The following is a 16,560-nucleotide window of genomic DNA, read 5'->3' as shown; positions in this document are numbered from 1 at the left end:
TTTTGCGACATTGTCCACTGGCTGAGCGCTTCTGTGAATCGCTACTATCGTAAGGTACGCCGTTGCTGGCGTGCAGCGATGTCAAGAGGTGGGCTTGTTTAACACAATGCGGGTCAATTGGATGAAATCCGACGTACGGCGCCAGGGTTTTCGTACATCGTCGGTACAGGTGAAGGCTGTTAGAATTGCCAGTCGTTTTTTCCAGGAGCTTGCCCCGTGATCACTTCCCGCCTGCGCACTTTGCGCGACCATATCCGTTGGGCTGTCAGCCGTTTCCATGGGGAAGACCTGTTTTTTGGCCATGGCACCGACAATGCCTGGGACGAAGCCCGGCAATTGGTGCTCGGCGCCTTGCACCTGCCGTGGGAAATTGCCGACAGCTACCTGGATTGCAACCTCGAAGAAGAGGAAATCTCCCATGTGCAGCGTTTACTGCATCGCCGTATTCACGAGCGTGTGCCCACCGCCTACCTGTTGAAAGAGGCGTGGTTCTGCGGCATGTCGTTTATTGTCGATGAGCGCGTGTTGATCCCGCGCTCACCGATTGGCGAACTGATCGAAAACCGCTTCGAACCCTGGTTGGCGCAGCCGCCGGCGCGCATCCTCGACCTGTGCACCGGCTCCGGTTGCATCGGCATTGCCTGTGCGTACGAGTTCCAGGAGGCTGAAGTTGTACTGGGTGACCTGTCCTTCGAAGCCCTTGAAGTGGCAAACCAGAATATCGAGCGCCACGGCGTCGATGAGCGGGTCTATACCGTGCAGGGCGATGGTTTTGACGGCTTGCCCGGCCAGCGATTCGACCTGATCGTGTCAAACCCACCGTATGTGGATGCCGAAGATTTTGCCGACATGCCGGATGAATACCAGCACGAGCCGGAACTGGGCCTGGCCTGTGGTGACGACGGCCTGAACCTGGTACGCCGGATGCTGGCCGAAGCGGCGGACCATCTGACCGAGAAGGGTTTGCTGATTGTCGAAGTGGGCAACAGCCAGGTGCATGTTGACGCGCTGTATCCGGAAGTCGACTTTGCCTGGCTGGACTTCAAGCGGGGTGGGCATGGGGTGTTCATGCTGACGGCTGAGCAGTGTCGCCAACACCAGGCCGTTTTCGCTGCCCGGATATAACTGCAGAAACTCGGTCAATGTGGGAGCCAGCTCCCACATTTTGATTGCATTTCAATCTATCAGCGGTGCGTGGCAATCCAGATCAACAACCCTGCCTGAAACACCGTAAACGCCACCAGGCACGTGATGGTAAAGCGCAGCCCGCTGTCCTCGCGCTTGAACTTGATGACTTTTTCCTCTTCCTTGCGCAGCTTCACTTCCTGTTCCGCCAGGTTCTGATCGGCCTGTTGCAGCATCTGCGCGGCTTCGAGGATCTCCACGAACTGCACCTTCTCAGTGTTCCAACTGTCCAGCACGTCGCCGACCTTGCCCGGCTGCACATTGCCTTTGAGGTGCTGCACGTCGGCATAGGCCACATCAAATCCCTGGATACGCAGGAAGTGATCACGACGCAGGCGCGTGGCTTCGTTGAGGGCGTCCTTGTTGGCCAGGTCCACGCCGTCGACGCGGTAGTGGGACCACTTCTTCTTCGCCCAGGCGGCGGCCTGAGCGACCAGGAAACGGCCGATCCCCCGGTTGGCCGGTTCGATTTCCAGGCTGTTGCCTGGGCCGAAATGCACGCGATGTTTATCATGGTCCACCCAGATATCCAGGTGGTTCTGCTCGCGGCGTACCCGCTGGCCGGGCAGTTGGATAACCATGCGCAACAGGCTGTGGTGCTTGTCGTGGCGCTCGGCATAGCCGAACTGCACAAAGCGCAACGGCCGTGCGCCAGTGGCACGGTCGGTGGTCAGCGGAGCCAGGCGCAGCATCTTGAAGTGTTCGGCGTGGACGTCCGCCCACGGCAGGGCCGCCGCCTCGACGGCCGCGGTTGCAGTCGAGGTGTCGGCGGTAGATTCGGGTGTTGCTTCGGTGGTTGTCATGCGGCGCGATCCTGTCCAAGCCCAGCAAGCCGACAGTCTTTTTACTGTCGACTCTGGACTTATCGGCCGGTTTGCCCAGGACTGGAGGCAAATTGTCGCTTAACGGGGTTGAAGTCCGTCGATAAACGCGACGATACGCTGGCCCAGTTCCGCAGCCAGGGGCAGTTTCGGGTCATTGTAGGACGCCAGTTGCTGCTTCACGTTGTTGGGCACGATGCGCATCACGTGGTTCATGCCTTCTATGACCGTCAACTGCGCGTCGGGCTTGGCTTTTTTCAACTGCTGGGCATCCGCGATACCGACCTGGATATCGTTGGTGCCTTGGATGATCAACGCCGGCATGTTCAGCCTGGCGAAGGCGGCCGATGGGTCGGCGCGGAACAGGCTGATCAGATAAGGCTGCACGCTTGGTCGGAAGATGCCTTCGAGTGGGCGCGGCACGTCGGCATCCACTTGGCCGGCCTTGAGGTGGTCGAGGATTTCATTGCTGCGCAACAACAGGGCAGGGGGCAAGTGATCGGCCAGTTGCTGGCGAATCACCTGGTCTACCGGGCGCGCGCTGCCCGACAGGGAAATCACCCCGGCCGGCGCCAGTTGCGGCGCGGCGAGGGCGGCTACCAGCGCGCCTTCGCTATGGCCCAGCACAATCAACGGGCCCATGCGCTTGTCGGCCTTGAGCAGCTTGCCCCAGGCCACCGCATCGGACACATAGGCATCCAGGGTGAGGTTGCGCTCATCCGGCGTGGCGGCCAGGCTGGCGGCGACCCCGCGCTTGTCGTAGCGCACGCTGGCGATGTTATGCCGGGCGAGCACCCAGGCCAGGCGCTTGAGGCTGTCATTGCGGGCGCCGTCGGCGCTGTTGCCATTGCGGTCGGTAGGGCCGGAGCCGGCGATGATCAGCACCACCGGCACCGGTTGGTCGGACTGCGGCAACAATAATGAGCCAAACAGTTGGCCGCTGCCGGTGTCCAGGCTGATAGGGCGTTGCAGTACCACAGGGGAGGCGGCCTGGACCGCGGCGGTAAACAGGGTGAGGGTGAACAGCAGAACTCGCAGCATCATCGCGCCATCATCAGTGAGGTGCCGGTTGGACCAATGTCTACCGGTAAGGTTTCGAGGATGAACTAGTCGGTTAGCCTGCGTATACTGGCCGCCTTAAGTTATTACGGTTGACTTGATTCAACTGATTTCACGGAGCGCCCTGCATGTCCGGCAATACCTTCGGCAAGCTGTTCACTGTCACCACCGCGGGCGAAAGCCATGGCCCGGCGTTGGTCGCCATTGTCGACGGCTGCCCACCAGGCCTGGAGCTGTCCCTGGAAGACCTGCAGCGTGACCTCGACCGCCGCAAGCCCGGCACCAGCCGCCACACCACCCAGCGCCAGGAGCCGGACGAAGTCGAAATCCTCTCCGGGGTGTTCGAGGGCCGCACCACCGGCTGCGCCATTGGCTTGTTGATTCGCAACACCGACCAGAAGTCCAAGGACTACTCGGCAATCAAGGATGTGTTCCGCCCGTCCCATGCCGACTACACCTACCATCACAAATACGGCGAGCGCGACTACCGTGGCGGTGGCCGCAGCTCGGCGCGGGAAACTGCTATGCGCGTGGCCGCCGGTGCCATCGCCAAGAAATACCTGGCCACCCAGGGCATCGTCATCCGTGGCTACATGAGCCAGTTGGGCCCGATCGAGATCCCGTTCAAGAGCTGGGACAGCGTGCAAGACAACGCCTTCTTCTGTCCCGACCCGGACAAGGTGCCGGAGCTGGAGGCCTATATGGACCAGTTGCGCCGTGACCAGGACTCCGTCGGTGCCAAGATCACCGTGGTGGCCGAAGGCGTCAAGCCGGGCCTGGGCGAGCCGATCTTCGACCGCCTCGACGCCGAACTGGCCCACGCGCTGATGAGCATCAACGCGGTCAAAGGCGTGGAAATCGGTGCAGGTTTTGCCTGTGTTGCCCAGCGCGGCACCGAACATCGCGATGAGCTGACGCCTGAAGGTTTCCTCAGCAACAATGCGGGTGGCATCCTTGGCGGTATTTCCTCCGGCCAACCGATTGTTGCGCACCTGGCGCTCAAGGCGACCTCAAGCATTACCACGCCGGGCCGTTCGATCGATGTACACGGCAACCCGGTGGACGTGATCACCAAGGGCCGTCATGACCCGTGCGTCGGCATCCGCGCCACACCGATTGCCGAAGCCATGATGGCCATCGTGTTGATGGACCACCTGCTGCGCAACCGTGGGCAAAATGCCGATGTGCGCGTGACCACACCGGTACTGGGCCAACTGTGATCGCCGCCGGCAAGCGAGCTTGTTGTTGTGGCGAGCGAGCTTGCTCGCGCTGGGCTGCGAAGCAGCCCCAATAAAATGACCCCACCGCTCCCATACTGGCGCCTCTCCAGCTTCTACCTGTTCTACTTCGCCCTGCTCGGAGCGACCGCGCCGTTCCTGGCGCTGTACTTCGATCACCTGGGCTTTTCCAGCGCGCGTATCGGCGAACTGGTGGCCATCCCCATGCTGATGCGCTGCGTGGCGCCGAACCTGTGGGGCTGGATCGGCGACTTCACCGGCCGGCGCCTGGCCATCGTGCGATTTGGCGCGGTCTGTACCCTGGCCAGTTTCTGCCTGATCTTCGTCAGCAAGACCTACGCCTGGCTGGCGATGGTCATGGCCCTGCACGCATTCTTCTGGCACGCGGTGCTGCCGCAGTTCGAGGTCATCACCCTGGCCCATCTGCACAAGCAAACCTCGCGCTACAGCCAGATCCGTCTGTGGGGCTCCATCGGCTTTATCCTCACTGTAGTGATCATGGGGCGCCTGTTCGACTGGCTGAGCCTGGATATCTACCCGGTCGTGGTGGTAGTGATCATGGCCGGCATCATCGGCGCCAGCCTGTGGGTGCCCAATGCCCAGCCTGCCAACCACGGCAATCGCTTGGCCGGTGACGGTTTCCTCAAGCAATTGCGCAGTCCCGGGGTGCTGGCGTTCTATGCCTGCGTGGCATTGATGCAAATGAGCCATGGCCCGTATTACACCTTCCTCACCCTGCACCTGGAACACTTGGGCTACAGCCGTGGCGTGATCGGGATGTTGTGGGCCCTGGGGGTGGTGGCGGAGGTCCTGATGTTCCTGGCCATGAGCCGTATCCTGGCGCGTTTTTCGGTGCGCCGGGTGCTGCTGGCCAGCTTTGTGCTGGCGGCGCTGCGCTGGTTGCTGCTGGGCGCCTTTGCCGAATTTTTCTGGGTGTTGCTGTTTGCGCAGCTCATGCACGCAGCCACATTCGGCAGTTTTCACGCGGCGGCGATTGCCTTTGTGCAGCGCAGCTTCGGTGACCGTCAGCAAGGCCAGGGCCAAGCCCTGTACGCTGCCTTGGCCGGTACTGGCGGTGCCCTCGGCGCCCTGTATTCCGGTTATAGCTGGAACCTGCTGGGCCCGACCCTGACGTTCAGTATCGCCAGCGTCGCGGCGCTGGCCGCCGCCATTATCATTGGCCTTAGATTGCAAGAGCCGAACCAAGGAACCGTGCAATGAGTTACGTAGCCGTTTATCACATCGCCACCGCAGATACCCCCAACAAGGTGCTGACCCATTTCGACGACATCCAGTCGACCTTGGCCGAACACGGCATAGGCTTTGAACGCTGGCAGCCCGGCATTATCGAGAAAGGCGCCAGTGAGGCGCAAATGATCGCGGCGTACCGTCCGCAGATCGATGCGCTCGGCTATGCCACGGCGAAGGTGATCAGCGTGATGGGCGACCATCCCCAGAAGCATGAATTGCGTGACCCGTTCCTGGTAGAGCGCACCTGCCGTGAAAATAACGCGTATTTCTTTATCGCCGGCCAAGGCCTGTTCATGCTGCATGTGGGTGATTACGTGTACGGCGTGCGCGCCGAGAAAAATGACCTGTTGGTTATCCCGGCGGGAATGTCGCACTGGCTCGACATCGGCGAGAACCCGCACTTGGTGGCGCTGCGCTTGTTCAACACCGCCGAAGGCGAGGTGCCGACGTTCAGCGCAGATAACATTGCCGCGCGTTTTCCAGGGTTGGACGACTAAGCATAAATATCTAAATATTCAACTCGGGCAAGTTGGAACTTGTTGTGGGAAAACGCCTGAATATTCGTAGGGCGAAGCTGTTTGTTCTGTGTTGTACGCTTTCACTCCGCTGGTTATGTAACTCTCTGTGCGGCGCCAATGTTTATGTCATCTGTCAATAGGAGGAGTCCGAAAGGCGGTGCCGCATCAGCAGATATAAGGAGAGAGCGATGAGCAGCCCAGAGCAGACGTGTCCCCCGATCGATAGCGTGCCGACGGCTATCAGAAAACGCCTGAACTTGTCCGGCAAGCCCCTGACCCCGACGGAGCTGGAAATCCTGCGGTGGGCTTCCGAGGGCAAGACCATCTGGGAGATCAGCCAGATTCGCGGCACCTCCGAAGCGGCAGTGAAGTTTCATCTGCGCAATATCTACGGCAAGCTGGACGTGACCAACCGGGTACAGGCGAAAAACGAAGCCACTCGCCAAGGCTTATGCTGAAGGCACAAAAAAGGGCCGCGACGCTCAACGGCGTCGCGGCCCTTTTTATATCTGTTACTTATGCCGAATGGTAGGTCGGCAGCGCAAAGCGGTTCTGGCTTTGCAGCATGGAAATCTGCGGCAGCTCGCTGGCTTGTTCGGCCAGGTCACGGCGAATGGCACTGATCACCCAGGTCAACTGATCGGCGGTGTGCAATTGCTGGTACGAGATCGAGCGCTTGACCTGTTTGCCTTCGCTGTTGCGCAGGGTCAACAGGATGCCACCGTCAGGACGTGGCTGGGTGGTGACGTCGTAGTTGGAGAATACCGAAGCGAATTTATCTTGGATCAGGCTCATGTCTATCAGCTCCATTGGCTCAAGTTGGCAAGCATGGAGTGATAGGTGCAGTGATTGTGCCAGTATTGGTTAAATAAAAAATCCTTTAAAAATCAGCTGGTTGCAAAATTTTCTAATTTTCGTTTTCGTGCAATTTGCATGAAAGGCCATCGTGCATCCTGCATTTTGCGTTATTTACTCGGCGCCTTTGCGAAGGTGTCCGGCTTGCCTTACAGCTATTGACCACCTTTTTTGCCGGAAAATTCCGCTGCCCGCGGCGGCTGCCCTTTGGGATACAAAACTTTTCAAATCCCGCGTGTACAGCCAAAGAAGGGCTGACGTATTTTCCTGTAACGCATTGGCGAGTGCCTACTAGCTCGTCATGTCCCTGGACTCGACCAAAAATAAGAAAAAGGACGTCCCGCCATGAGCCATCGGCAAAACGACATGATTACCTGGGGCATGATGCTGCGAAAGGTGCCTGCCATCGTTCGGGCGCTCCCGCGTGTGGTTCGCGGTATGCGCGCGGCCAATGTCACCGACCCCAGCCAACCCTGCGGCCTGGGCTGGCATTTCGAGCAAGCGACCTTGCGTAATCCTGACGGTGCCGCGCTGCTTTACGCTGACCAGGTGATCAGCTACCGCGACGCCAATCAGCAGGCCAATCGCATCGCCCATCACCTGCATGACCAAGGCATTCGCAAAGGCGACGTGGTAGCGCTGTTAATTGAAAATCGCCCCGAGTTGCTGCTCAACGTGTTGGCCGTGGCCAAGCTGGGCGGCGTCTGCGCCATGCTCAATACATCGCAAACCCAAGGGACGCTGGTGCACAGCCTGACGCTGGTCGACCCGGTTGCCATTGTGGTGGGGGCGGAGTTGCTGAGCTCCTACGCAGCGGTGCGCGATCAGGTGCAGATTCCGGCCGAGCGCACCTGGTGTGTGGCGGATCAACCCGATGGCGCAGTTCCCGAGGGCTACATCGACCTGATGGCGGCCAGTGCCGGGCACACGGTGGACAACCTTGCGATCTGCGCGCAGATTTCCTACAACGATCCCTGCTTCTATATCTACACCTCCGGCACCACCGGCTTGCCCAAGGCCGGCATCATGAAGCATGGGCGTTGGACCAAAACCGCTGTGAGCTTCGGCAGGATTGCCCTGGACATGGCACCGCACGACGTTCTCTATTGCACCTTGCCGCTGTACCACGGCACCGGTTTGTGTGTGTGCTGGGGCTCGGCCATTATCGGCGCGTCCGGCTTCGCCATTCGGCGCAAGTTCAGCGCCAGCCAGTTCTGGGAGGATGCGCGCAAGTTCAACGCGACCACCCTCGGCTATGTCGGTGAGTTATGCCGCTATTTGCTCGACCAGCCCCCCAGCGAACAGGATCGCGATAACCGCGTGACCAAGATGGTCGGCAATGGCCTGCGCCCCGGTGTATGGGCGCAGTTCAAACAGCGCTATGAGGTGGAGCATATTTGCGAACTGTATGCGGCCAGTGACGGCAATATCGGTTTTACCAACGTGCTGAATTTTGACAACACCATCGGCTTTTGCCTGCAGCATTGGGCGTTGGTGGATTACGTCCCTGACACAGGTGAACCGTTGCGCGGCAGTGATGGGTTCATGCACAAGGTCTCAACGGGCGGGCAGGGCTTGTTGCTGGCGAAGATCGATGAAAAGTCACCGTTCGATGGCTACACCGACCCGCAAAAAAATCGCAAGGTGGTGATCAGCGACGTGTTCGAGAAGGGCGACCGGTATTTCAATACTGGTGACCTGGTGCGTAGCATCGGCTTTGGTCATGCGCAATTTGTCGATCGCCTGGGCGACACCTACCGGTGGAAGGGTGAAAACGTCTCGACCACTGAAGTGGAAAACGTGCTGCTGCAACACCCGCAAATCGCCGAAGTGGTGGCTTATGGCGTCGAGATCGCGAACACCAATGGCCGTGCTGGCATGGTCGCCATCACCCCGAGTGAGTCTCTGGCTGCCCTGGACATGCGCGAACTGCTGCAATTTGCCCACGGCCAGTTGCCGCACTATGCGGTGCCGCTGTTCCTGCGGATCAAGGTAAAAATGGAAACCACCGGCACCTTCAAGTACCAGAAAATGAAACTCAAAGAGGAAGCATTCGACCCCGCCAAGGCCGGCAATGACCCGGTGTACGCCTGGCTGCCAGGTTCGCAGAGCTACGTGCCGGTTACCGGGCAATTATTGGCGCAGATCCAGGGCGGGCACTTTCGTTATTGATTCTGGCTATGGCGGCTTTTGACAAAAAAGCCATGACAGGGGGGAACTCCATCGCGACACTGGGCGCCTTATTCAGTTACACAAGCCGCCTCAGCAAGGAGCCCCCATGTCAGACCAGCCTAAACAAATGACCGAAGACGAAGCCGCCGAATTTGCCGAGCAGGTCTTCGACGTGGCCCGCCGCGGCGATGCAGCCATGCTTGCTGCGTTATTGGCCAAGGGCTTGCCAGCCAACTTTCGTAATCACAATGGCGACACCTTATTGATGCTCGCGGCCTACCACGGCCACCCCGAGGCGGTAAAAGTACTGCTGGAATTCAAGGCCGACCCCTTGATCGCCAATGACAAGAACCAGTTGCCGATTGCTGGCGCGGCGTTCAAAGGCAACCTGCCTGTGGTTCAGGCCCTGATCGAAGGCGGCACGCCGGTTGAGGCGGCCTCATCGGATGGGCGTACGGCGTTGATGATGGCGGCGATGTTCAACCGCGTTGAAATGGTCGAATACCTGCTAGGTCAAGGCGCCAATCCCAAGGCTACCGACGCTCAAGGTGCCACGGCACTGGCTGCGGCACAGACCATGGGCGCGGTTGATACGGCGGCGCAGTTGCAGAAACTGGTGTAGGCTACGCGCCCTCGAAAACCCGCTCGCTACAGGATCGCCCATGAAAACCGCCCTCGTCGAACTCATCAGCAAAATCAGCGCCGGCGTCATGGCTGAGGACGAGGTGGCACGTATTGCCGACGAAGCGGCGCAAGCCTACGCAGACCCGGCCGCTTTCCTGGCGGCAAACCCGGATATCAACTACGACGACAGCTTCCCGATACCGCTGGGGGAGTGGGTGGTGGTCGGCAGCCTGCCCGACACGGTGTTGTTTCAGGCTGATACCTACGGCGACCTGTTCGCGCAGATCGTCGCCTCGTTTGGTCCGGGCGTGGCGTTCAATCTCAAGCCCAAGCAATTGACCAAGACTGAAGACCTGACCGCGTTGAACCGCATCCAGATTCAGATGAGCGCCCTGAGCCCGGAAGACGGCGGTTATGTGCTGATGAACTTCAGTCAGTTGCTCGATGATGAGATCCAGGCCGTATTGGTGTTCGGCAACGACCTGCCGCGCGTGCTGCAACTGTGCGCTGAAGTCGGCATCAAGGCTGAACCGTCGCTTGAGGCATTGAAGATCGCCGTGCACGTCTGAAATTAAAACGGAACCCCCGCCAAGGCTGACTATCCTACAAGTGCATGCCCTCACTTAGGAGCGACACCATGGGTTCCACTTTCAACGGCCTGATTGGCCTGATCATCCTCGCGCTGGATATCTGGGCGATCATCAACGTGTTCAAAAGCGGCGCAAGCACGGGCGCCAAAGTGCTGTGGATCCTGTTGATCCTGCTGTTGCCGGTACTGGGTCTGATTATCTGGGCTATCGCCGGGCCACGCGGTAACGTGCGGATCTAAGCGCCTCACTCCTCCTGGAGTCGGCGCAGTCAATGTGGGAGGGGCGGTGCGACGATTCGACTTGCTCCCGATAGCGGTGGATCAGTGACAAATAAGCTCACTGACACACCGCTATCGGGAGCAAGTCGAATCGTCGCACCGCCCCTCCCACATTTGTTCGAAAAATTTGTGTATCGAAATATTCGCTGTACAGAATTTTCACATTCCATCCAAGACAATTCGCCGGCTTTATTCGCCTGCCAGGGCTCTATCCCTGGGGCCTTTAAAGACACGGCAAGGTTGTACGTTCAGTAATTAATAGCCTTGCCGGCCTTGATCGGGCACCATTTGTGCCACCGCGTAAACCGCTTACCCCAGCCAGCCTGGGCGAGGGCGGACGCCACTGCATTATTTCGCCACTTAAACTTCCAATGGGTCCTAAAACGACATGGCAAACCCGGACGCCCTGAATCAGCAGCGAGCTTCAAATCGCCTGCTGCAACCGACCGTCAAATCCCATCTGGCGTACACGCTGCTCTGCGCACTGGTCATGATGGTGATGTTCTCCCTGCTGCGCCTGGCGTTGCTGGTCTACAACCGCGAGATGATCCTGGACACGCCGGCCTCGACGTTCCTGGAAGCGTTCGCCAATGGCCTGCGCCTGGATATCCGCCTGGTGATGTACCTGCTGATCCCGTTGCTGCTGGCGTTGTTCAGTGTACGGGCCATGGCGGCACGGGGTTTCTTCCGTTTGTGGCTGACCGTCGTGTCCAGCATCGCCTTGTTCCTGGGCCTGATGGAAATGGACTTCTACCGTGAATTCCACCAGCGCCTCAACGGCCTGGTCTTCCAGTATGTGAAGGAAGACCCGAAAACCGTGATGAGCATGCTCTGGTACGGTTTCCCGGTGGTGCGCTACCTGCTGGCCTGGGCCGTGGGCACGCTGATCCTGAGCATGGCCTTCAAGGGCGCCGACCGTGCAACGCGCCCGCGTGGCCCGTTCAGCGGCGGTACGATCAGCACGCGCCAGGTGGCTCCATGGTACAGCCGCATCGCTGTATTCGTGGTTTGCCTGCTGGTCGCCGTGGTCGCCATTCGCGGCACCCTGCGTCAGGGCCCGCCATTGCGTTGGGGGGATGTCTACACCACCGATTCGAACTTCGCCAACCAGTTGGGCCTCAATGGCACCCTGTCGCTGATCGCGGCGGCCAAGGCGCGGTTCGGTGAAGACCGTGCCAACATCTGGAAAGCCACCCTCGAACAACCGCTGGCCACCCAGACCGTGCGCGACATGCTGGTGTTGCCGAGCGAAAAACTGGTGGATACCGACACCGCTGCCGTGCGCCGTGATTTCACGCCGCCGGCCGAGAAGACCCTGCCGATCAAGAACGTCGTAGTGATCCTGATGGAAAGCTTTGCCGGTCACTCGGTGGGCGCATTGGGCCGTCCGGGCAATATCACGCCGTACTTCGACAAGCTGACCAAGGAAGGCTTGCTGTTCGACCGCTTCTTCTCCAACGGTACCCACACCCACCAGGGTATGTTCGCCACCATGGCCTGCTTCCCGAACCTGCCGGGCTTCGAGTACCTGATGCAGACCCCGGAAGGCAGCCACAAGTTGTCGGGCCTGCCGCAGTTGCTCAGTGCGCGTGATTTCGACGATGTGTATGTCTACAACGGCGATTTCGCCTGGGACAACCAGTCGGGCTTCTTCAGCAACCAGGGCATGACCAACTTCATCGGCCGCAATGACTTTGTCGACCCGGTGTTCTCCGACCCGACATGGGGCGTGTCCGACCAGGACATGTTCAACCGTGGCCTGGAGGAGCTCAAAGCCCGTGAAGGCGGCAAGCCGTTCTACGCATTGCTGCAAACCTTGTCCAACCACACCCCGTACGCGTTGCCGACGCCATTGCCGGTTGAAAAAGTCACCGACCGTGGCAGCCTCAACGAGCATTTGACGGCCATGCGCTACTCTGACTGGGCCCTGGGCCAGTTCTTTGAAAAGGCCCGCAAGGAGCCGTACTTCAAGGAAACGCTGTTCGTGATCGTGGGCGACCACGGTTTCGGCAACGAGCAACAGATCACCGAAATGGACCTGGGCCGCTTCAACGTGCCGATGCTGATGATCGCACCTGGCATGCAGGAAAAGTTCGGCGTACGTGACCACACCGTGGGCACCCAGATCGACATCGTGCCGACCATCATGGGCCGCCTGGGTGGCGACACGTTGCACCAGTGCTGGGGGCGTGACCTGTTGAACCTGCCGGAAGGCGACAAGGGCTTCGGCGTGATCAAGCCATCGGGCAGCGACCAGACCGTGGCCTTGCTTACCGCTGACCGCGTACTGGTATTGCCCAAGGAAATGCCACCCAAGTTGTGGGAATACACCCTTGGCGCCGAACCGACTGGCAAGGTGATCCCTGAGTCGCCGGACGAAGCTGCGCTCAAGCAGAAACTTGAGTCGTTCCTGCAGACCGCTACCAAGAGCCTGCTGGATAACACCGCAGGTGTTGTAGATGGTAAGCCGGACTAACTGACCGGCAATAAAAAAAGAGGCCTCGATCGAGGCCTCTTTTTTTGTCCCGGCTTTTATATCTTGCCGAGCAACAACAGCACCAGCAGGACGACCAGCACCACACCCAGGATACCCGACGGTCCATAACCCCAGTTACGCGAGTGCGGGAACACTGGCAGGCCGCCGACCAACAGAAGGATCAGGATAATGATTAGAATGAGGCTCATGGTTTTATTCCTTATAGGTTCTGTGCAAAAACCGGCTGTTTGACCGTTATCTCGTCCATGTGCATCGGGACGTCTTAACCATTGGGACTCATGTACTTCGCAGAAAATTCATTGTTTTTCTAAAACATTTTGATTAGTTGCTTATTTCTTTTAACGCGTGCGCAACTTGAACTAATCAGTTGAAAAAAATTGAACTTGGGCTATACGCACACCTGCAACCCAGCCCAGGGTTTGCCTAGGGGGCGTTCTCAATTAGTTTGCCCGTCGCGCCGGGTCTGCTGTTGTGCAGGGCAAGGCGCGAGAAGCGTGGTTTGGTCATTCCAAATAAGCTTCGAGCAACGCAGCCCTGCACAACAGCAGGCCCGGCCCTTCGGGTTGTGCCTTAAAGCGGGCCAGCCTGCGTTGCAGGCCTTGGAAAGGGAACAACCATTCCCTGCGGCCTGCGCCTTGCCTGGCCCGCTTTAAGGCGACAACGCGGCGGGGAAACTAATTGAGAGCGCCCCCTAGGCATTCATCAATCTGATGGTGCGTGGGTGCGGGAAAAACCTTCGCTACACTGCCGGTCACTTCTTCGGTAAACCACAAGGCTACTTCCTATGCAAAACCGCATGATGATCACTGGCGCCGGGTCCGGCCTGGGACGTGAAATCGCTCTGCGCTGGGCCCGTGAGGGCTGGCAGTTGGCGTTGTCGGATGTCAGTGAGCCCGGTTTGCAGGAGACCCTCAAACTTGTGCGCGAGGCGGGGGGGAAGGGTTTATCCAGCGCTGCGACGTGCGCGACTACAGCCAGCTCACCGCGTTTGCCCAGGCGTGCGAGGTCAAGCTGGGCGGCATTGATGTGATCGTCAACAACGCAGGCGTGGCCTCGGGTGGGTTCTTCGCCGAACTGTCCCTGGAGGACTGGGACTGGCAGATCGCAATTAACCTGATGGGCGTGGTCAAGGGCTGCAAGGCGTTCCTGCCGCTGTTGGAGAAGAGCAAGGGCCGGATCATCAACATCGCGTCGATGGCTGCATTGATGCAGGGGCCGGCCATGAGCAACTACAACGTGGCCAAGGCCGGCGTAGTGGCGTTGTCGGAAAGCCTGCTGGTCGAGCTCAAGCAGCAGGAAGTGGGCGTGCACGTGGTGTGCCCATCGTTTTTCCAGACCAACCTGCTCGACTCCTTCCGTGGGCCGACCCCGGCCATGAAGGCGCAGGTGGGCAAGTTGCTTGAAAGTTCACCTATTTCGGCGACCGATATCGCCGATTACATCTACCAGCGCGTGGCCGCGGGCGAGTTCATGATCCTGCCCCATGAGCAAGGGCGCATGGCCTGGGCACTGAAGCAGAAAAACCCGCAGTTGCTGTATGACGAGATGACGCTGATGGCCGACAAGATGCGCGCCAAGGCGCAGGCCGTTAAGGGCTGATTTGGATGGAGTCTGTCAGGCAAATTACCTACCTGTGTAGGTAATACCTGATTTTCCAGCAAGCCATTGCCGGTCCATTTCCAAGGGCGCATGGTCCAGGTCCTGCTATTTGAAAAGGACACACGCCATGCTGGTCTTAAGCCGCACCATAGGCGAAGCCATCGCTATTGGCGATGACATCACCGTCTATATTCTCGAAGTGAACGGCACCCACGTGAAATTCGGTATCGAAGCCCCCGTGGGTGTCAATGTGCACCGTGCCGAGGTTTATCAGAAGATCCGCGAACGCCAGGGGCCCGTCACGCACCCCGTGTCGGTACCCAATCCTTAGGCGGGGTTTTCAGTCGAACAGATGCTTGGGCACATCGTGCTTGAGCATCAGTTGGCATTGCTCGCTCTCGGGGTCGAAGACGATCAGCGCCTGGCCCTTGGTCAGTGCCTGGCGTACGCGCAGCACGCGGGTTTCCAGCGGCGTGTCGTCGCCATTGTCGGTGCCGTCGCGGGTGACGAAGTCTTCGATGAGGCGGGTCAGGGTGTCGACTTCAAGTGCATCGTAGGGAATCAGCATACAAGCCTCAGGTGTCAGGTCCCGGCGATGCTACTGCGCCGGGACCTATGTTGCCAGTAGCAGCTGTCGCCGGCGTCAGGACTTGTTTCCGACCAGGCTGTCCACCGACGGCACGCGGGTGTCGCTCTCCATTTGCGTTTCATGCTCGATCTGATGACTGAACCGATCCAGGGAACCCTGGGCCGGTTGCGCATCGCTGGCAAAGACCGGCGGGCTGAGGATATAGGCGCCCAGCAAGCGACTCAGGGCGGCCAGGCTGTCGATATGGGTACGCTCGTAGCCGTGGGTGGCATCGCAACCGAAGGCCAGCAGGGCGGTGCGAATGTCATGGCCGGCGGTAACCGCTGAGTGCGCATCGCTGAAGTAATAGCGGAACAGATCACGGCGCACCGGCAGGTCGTTATCGGCTGCCAGGCGCAGCAAGTGCCGCGACAGGTGATAGTCGTACGGCCCGCCGGAGTCCTGCATCGCCACGCTCACCGCGTGTTCGCTGGAGTGCTGGCCCGGGGCGACCGGGGCGATGTCGATGCCGACAAACTCGCTGACATCCCAGGGCAGGGCGGCCGCTGCGCCACTGCCGGTTTCCTCGGTGATGGTGAACAGCGGGTGGCAGTCGATCAGCAGCGGTTCGCCACTGTCGACGATTGCCTTGAGCGCGGCGAGCAGGGCGGCGACCCCAGCTTTGTCGTCCAGGTGGCGGGCGCTGATATGCCCGCTTTCGGTGAACTCCGGCAGTGGGTCGAACGCTACATAGTCACCGACGCTGATGCCCAGGGAGTCACAGTCGGCACGAGTGGCGCAGTAGGCGTCCAGGCGCAGTTCCACATGGTCCCAGCTCACCGGCATTTCATCCACGGCAGTGTTGAACGCGTGCCCGGACGCCATCAACGGCAATACGCTGCCGCGGATGACACCGTTATCGGTGAACAGGCTGACCCGGCTGCCTTCGGCAAAGCGGCTCGACCAGCAGCCCACCGGTGCCAGGGTCAGGCGGCCGTTGTCCTTGATCGCTCGCACGGCGGCGCCGATGGTGTCCAGGTGCGCAGAGACGGCACGGTCAGGGCTGTTTTTCTGGCCCTTGAGGGTGGCGCGAATAGTGCCGCGCCGGGTCATTTCAAACGGGATGCCAAGTTCTTCCAGGCGTTCGGCGACGTAGCGCACGATGGTGTCGGTAAATCCGGTGGGGCTGGGAATGGCGAGCATCTCCAGCAGCACTTTTTGCAGGTAGGCGAGATCGGGTTCTGGGATGGTTCTGGTCATGGAAACTCCTGATGAGTTGAGGGCATCGATGGTTTCGATGAAGGG

The 16,560-nt window shown here is 59.6% G+C and carries 17 protein-coding genes and 1 pseudogene; 12 read left to right on the top strand and 6 right to left on the bottom strand.

Translation table 11 applies throughout. The features are described 5' to 3' along the window. Positions 1-216 precede the first annotated feature (216 nt). The gene (gene prmB, locus PSEBG33_RS08645) at positions 217-1,125 is read left to right on the top strand and encodes a 50S ribosomal protein L3 N(5)-glutamine methyltransferase (protein WP_005789919.1); all 909 of its coding nucleotides are present in this window, start codon (positions 217-219) and stop codon (positions 1,123-1,125) included. Between the two features lie 59 nt (positions 1,126-1,184). Here the strand turns inward: prmB and PSEBG33_RS08650 are convergent, their stop codons facing one another. Further along, positions 1,185-1,988, bottom strand: coding sequence for a hypothetical protein (locus PSEBG33_RS08650; RefSeq protein ID WP_005789918.1), 804 nt, complete (start codon positions 1,986-1,988; stop codon positions 1,185-1,187). A 99-nt stretch (positions 1,989-2,087) separates the two neighbouring features. Next, complete coding sequence (locus tag PSEBG33_RS08655) at positions 2,088-3,050, bottom strand: alpha/beta hydrolase (RefSeq protein ID WP_005789916.1); 963 nt, start codon at positions 3,048-3,050, stop codon at positions 2,088-2,090. 143 nt (positions 3,051-3,193) lie between these two features. Here PSEBG33_RS08655 and aroC point away from each other — a divergent pair, with 143 nt between their 5' ends. From aroC to PSEBG33_RS08675, 4 genes are all read left to right on the top strand, one after another. Further along, positions 3,194-4,285 (top strand): chorismate synthase, encoded by a 1,092-nt coding sequence (gene aroC / locus PSEBG33_RS08660; RefSeq protein ID WP_005789914.1) that lies wholly within the window; start codon positions 3,194-3,196, stop codon positions 4,283-4,285. A 75-nt stretch (positions 4,286-4,360) separates the two neighbouring features. Then, positions 4,361-5,524, top strand: coding sequence for an MFS transporter (locus PSEBG33_RS08665; protein ID WP_005789912.1), 1,164 nt, complete (start codon positions 4,361-4,363; stop codon positions 5,522-5,524). Beyond that, positions 5,521-6,051 carry a 1,2-dihydroxy-3-keto-5-methylthiopentene dioxygenase gene (locus tag PSEBG33_RS08670; RefSeq protein ID WP_005789910.1) on the top strand — a complete coding sequence of 177 codons (531 nt, stop codon included), beginning with the start codon at positions 5,521-5,523 and terminating at the stop codon, positions 6,049-6,051. The genes PSEBG33_RS08665 and PSEBG33_RS08670 overlap by 4 nt, the downstream gene beginning before the upstream one ends. 209 nt (positions 6,052-6,260) lie before the next feature. Next, complete coding sequence (locus tag PSEBG33_RS08675; protein ID WP_005789909.1) at positions 6,261-6,530, top strand: response regulator transcription factor; 270 nt, start codon at positions 6,261-6,263, stop codon at positions 6,528-6,530. A gap of 58 nt (positions 6,531-6,588) precedes the next feature. Here PSEBG33_RS08675 and PSEBG33_RS08680 read toward each other — a convergent pair whose 3' ends face one another. After that, entirely contained in the window at positions 6,589-6,867 is a 279-nt protein-coding gene (locus tag PSEBG33_RS08680) for a DUF3509 domain-containing protein (protein WP_003172952.1), read from the bottom strand. A gap of 405 nt (positions 6,868-7,272) precedes the next feature. Here PSEBG33_RS08680 and PSEBG33_RS08685 point away from each other — a divergent pair, with 405 nt between their 5' ends. The 5 genes from PSEBG33_RS08685 to PSEBG33_RS08705 all read left to right on the top strand — a co-directional run bounded on the left by PSEBG33_RS08685 (position 7,273) and on the right by PSEBG33_RS08705 (position 13,067). Further along, complete coding sequence (locus tag PSEBG33_RS08685; RefSeq protein ID WP_005789907.1) at positions 7,273-9,099, top strand: long-chain-acyl-CoA synthetase; 1,827 nt, start codon at positions 7,273-7,275, stop codon at positions 9,097-9,099. Positions 9,100-9,205: 106 nt separating this feature from the next. Continuing rightward, positions 9,206-9,721: an ankyrin repeat domain-containing protein gene (locus tag PSEBG33_RS08690; protein ID WP_005789906.1), complete on the top strand. Its 516-nt coding sequence runs from the start codon at positions 9,206-9,208 to the stop codon at positions 9,719-9,721. A 40-nt stretch (positions 9,722-9,761) separates the two neighbouring features. After that, positions 9,762-10,292: a hypothetical protein gene (locus PSEBG33_RS08695; RefSeq protein ID WP_005789905.1), complete on the top strand. Its 531-nt coding sequence runs from the start codon at positions 9,762-9,764 to the stop codon at positions 10,290-10,292. Positions 10,293-10,360: 68 nt separating this feature from the next. Further along, the gene (locus PSEBG33_RS08700; RefSeq protein WP_003172956.1) at positions 10,361-10,552 is read left to right on the top strand and encodes a PLDc N-terminal domain-containing protein; all 192 of its coding nucleotides are present in this window, start codon (positions 10,361-10,363) and stop codon (positions 10,550-10,552) included. Between the two features lie 427 nt (positions 10,553-10,979). Continuing rightward, the gene (locus PSEBG33_RS08705) at positions 10,980-13,067 is read left to right on the top strand and encodes an LTA synthase family protein (RefSeq protein ID WP_005789904.1); all 2,088 of its coding nucleotides are present in this window, start codon (positions 10,980-10,982) and stop codon (positions 13,065-13,067) included. A gap of 56 nt (positions 13,068-13,123) precedes the next feature. Here the strand turns inward: PSEBG33_RS08705 and PSEBG33_RS28925 are convergent, their stop codons facing one another. Further along, positions 13,124-13,276 (bottom strand): DUF3309 family protein, encoded by a 153-nt coding sequence (locus tag PSEBG33_RS28925; RefSeq protein WP_003192767.1) that lies wholly within the window; start codon positions 13,274-13,276, stop codon positions 13,124-13,126. Between the two features lie 596 nt (positions 13,277-13,872). Here PSEBG33_RS28925 and PSEBG33_RS28040 point away from each other — a divergent pair. Together PSEBG33_RS28040 and csrA are read left to right on the top strand one after the other, a co-directional pair. Continuing rightward, a pseudogene (locus PSEBG33_RS28040) lies at positions 13,873-14,687 on the top strand (SDR family oxidoreductase). 127 nt (positions 14,688-14,814) lie between these two features. Then, positions 14,815-15,018: a carbon storage regulator CsrA gene (gene csrA / locus PSEBG33_RS08715; RefSeq protein WP_005789902.1), complete on the top strand. Its 204-nt coding sequence runs from the start codon at positions 14,815-14,817 to the stop codon at positions 15,016-15,018. Between the two features lie 9 nt (positions 15,019-15,027). Here the strand turns inward: csrA and PSEBG33_RS08720 are convergent, their stop codons facing one another. Further along, the gene (locus PSEBG33_RS08720; protein WP_003192759.1) at positions 15,028-15,255 is read right to left on the bottom strand and encodes a YheU family protein; all 228 of its coding nucleotides are present in this window, start codon (positions 15,253-15,255) and stop codon (positions 15,028-15,030) included. Between the two features lie 75 nt (positions 15,256-15,330). Beyond that, complete coding sequence (locus PSEBG33_RS08725) at positions 15,331-16,515, bottom strand: osmoprotectant NAGGN system M42 family peptidase (protein ID WP_005789901.1); 1,185 nt, start codon at positions 16,513-16,515, stop codon at positions 15,331-15,333. Positions 16,516-16,560: the final 45 nt, after the last annotated feature.

It is taken from the genome of Pseudomonas synxantha BG33R, assembly GCF_000263715.2.
Classification (GTDB): Bacteria; Pseudomonadota; Gammaproteobacteria; order Pseudomonadales; family Pseudomonadaceae; genus Aquipseudomonas; species Aquipseudomonas synxantha_A.
The sequence above is the reverse complement of the archived record's forward strand: the minus strand, read 5'-3'. Positions and strand labels throughout refer to the sequence as shown.

Coding starts and splice junctions, on each gene's coding strand:
- aroC (WP_005789914.1), top strand. CDS start 3,194: ATGTCCGGCAATACCTTCGGCAAGCTGTTCACTGTCACCACCGCGGGC.
- PSEBG33_RS08680 (WP_003172952.1), bottom strand. CDS start 6,867: ATGAGCCTGATCCAAGATAAATTCGCTTCGGTATTCTCCAACTACGAC.
- PSEBG33_RS08670 (WP_005789910.1), top strand. CDS start 5,521: ATGAGTTACGTAGCCGTTTATCACATCGCCACCGCAGATACCCCCAAC.
- PSEBG33_RS08675 (WP_005789909.1), top strand. CDS start 6,261: ATGAGCAGCCCAGAGCAGACGTGTCCCCCGATCGATAGCGTGCCGACG.
- PSEBG33_RS08725 (WP_005789901.1), bottom strand. CDS start 16,515: ATGACCAGAACCATCCCAGAACCCGATCTCGCCTACCTGCAAAAAGTG.
- PSEBG33_RS08700 (WP_003172956.1), top strand. CDS start 10,361: ATGGGTTCCACTTTCAACGGCCTGATTGGCCTGATCATCCTCGCGCTG.
- csrA (WP_005789902.1), top strand. CDS start 14,815: ATGCTGGTCTTAAGCCGCACCATAGGCGAAGCCATCGCTATTGGCGAT.
- PSEBG33_RS08690 (WP_005789906.1), top strand. CDS start 9,206: ATGTCAGACCAGCCTAAACAAATGACCGAAGACGAAGCCGCCGAATTT.
- PSEBG33_RS08705 (WP_005789904.1), top strand. CDS start 10,980: ATGGCAAACCCGGACGCCCTGAATCAGCAGCGAGCTTCAAATCGCCTG.
- PSEBG33_RS08720 (WP_003192759.1), bottom strand. CDS start 15,255: ATGCTGATTCCCTACGATGCACTTGAAGTCGACACCCTGACCCGCCTC.
- PSEBG33_RS08695 (WP_005789905.1), top strand. CDS start 9,762: ATGAAAACCGCCCTCGTCGAACTCATCAGCAAAATCAGCGCCGGCGTC.
- PSEBG33_RS08685 (WP_005789907.1), top strand. CDS start 7,273: ATGAGCCATCGGCAAAACGACATGATTACCTGGGGCATGATGCTGCGA.
- PSEBG33_RS08665 (WP_005789912.1), top strand. CDS start 4,361: ATGACCCCACCGCTCCCATACTGGCGCCTCTCCAGCTTCTACCTGTTC.
- PSEBG33_RS28925 (WP_003192767.1), bottom strand. CDS start 13,276: ATGAGCCTCATTCTAATCATTATCCTGATCCTTCTGTTGGTCGGCGGC.
- PSEBG33_RS08655 (WP_005789916.1), bottom strand. CDS start 3,050: ATGATGCTGCGAGTTCTGCTGTTCACCCTCACCCTGTTTACCGCCGCG.
- PSEBG33_RS08650 (WP_005789918.1), bottom strand. CDS start 1,988: ATGACAACCACCGAAGCAACACCCGAATCTACCGCCGACACCTCGACT.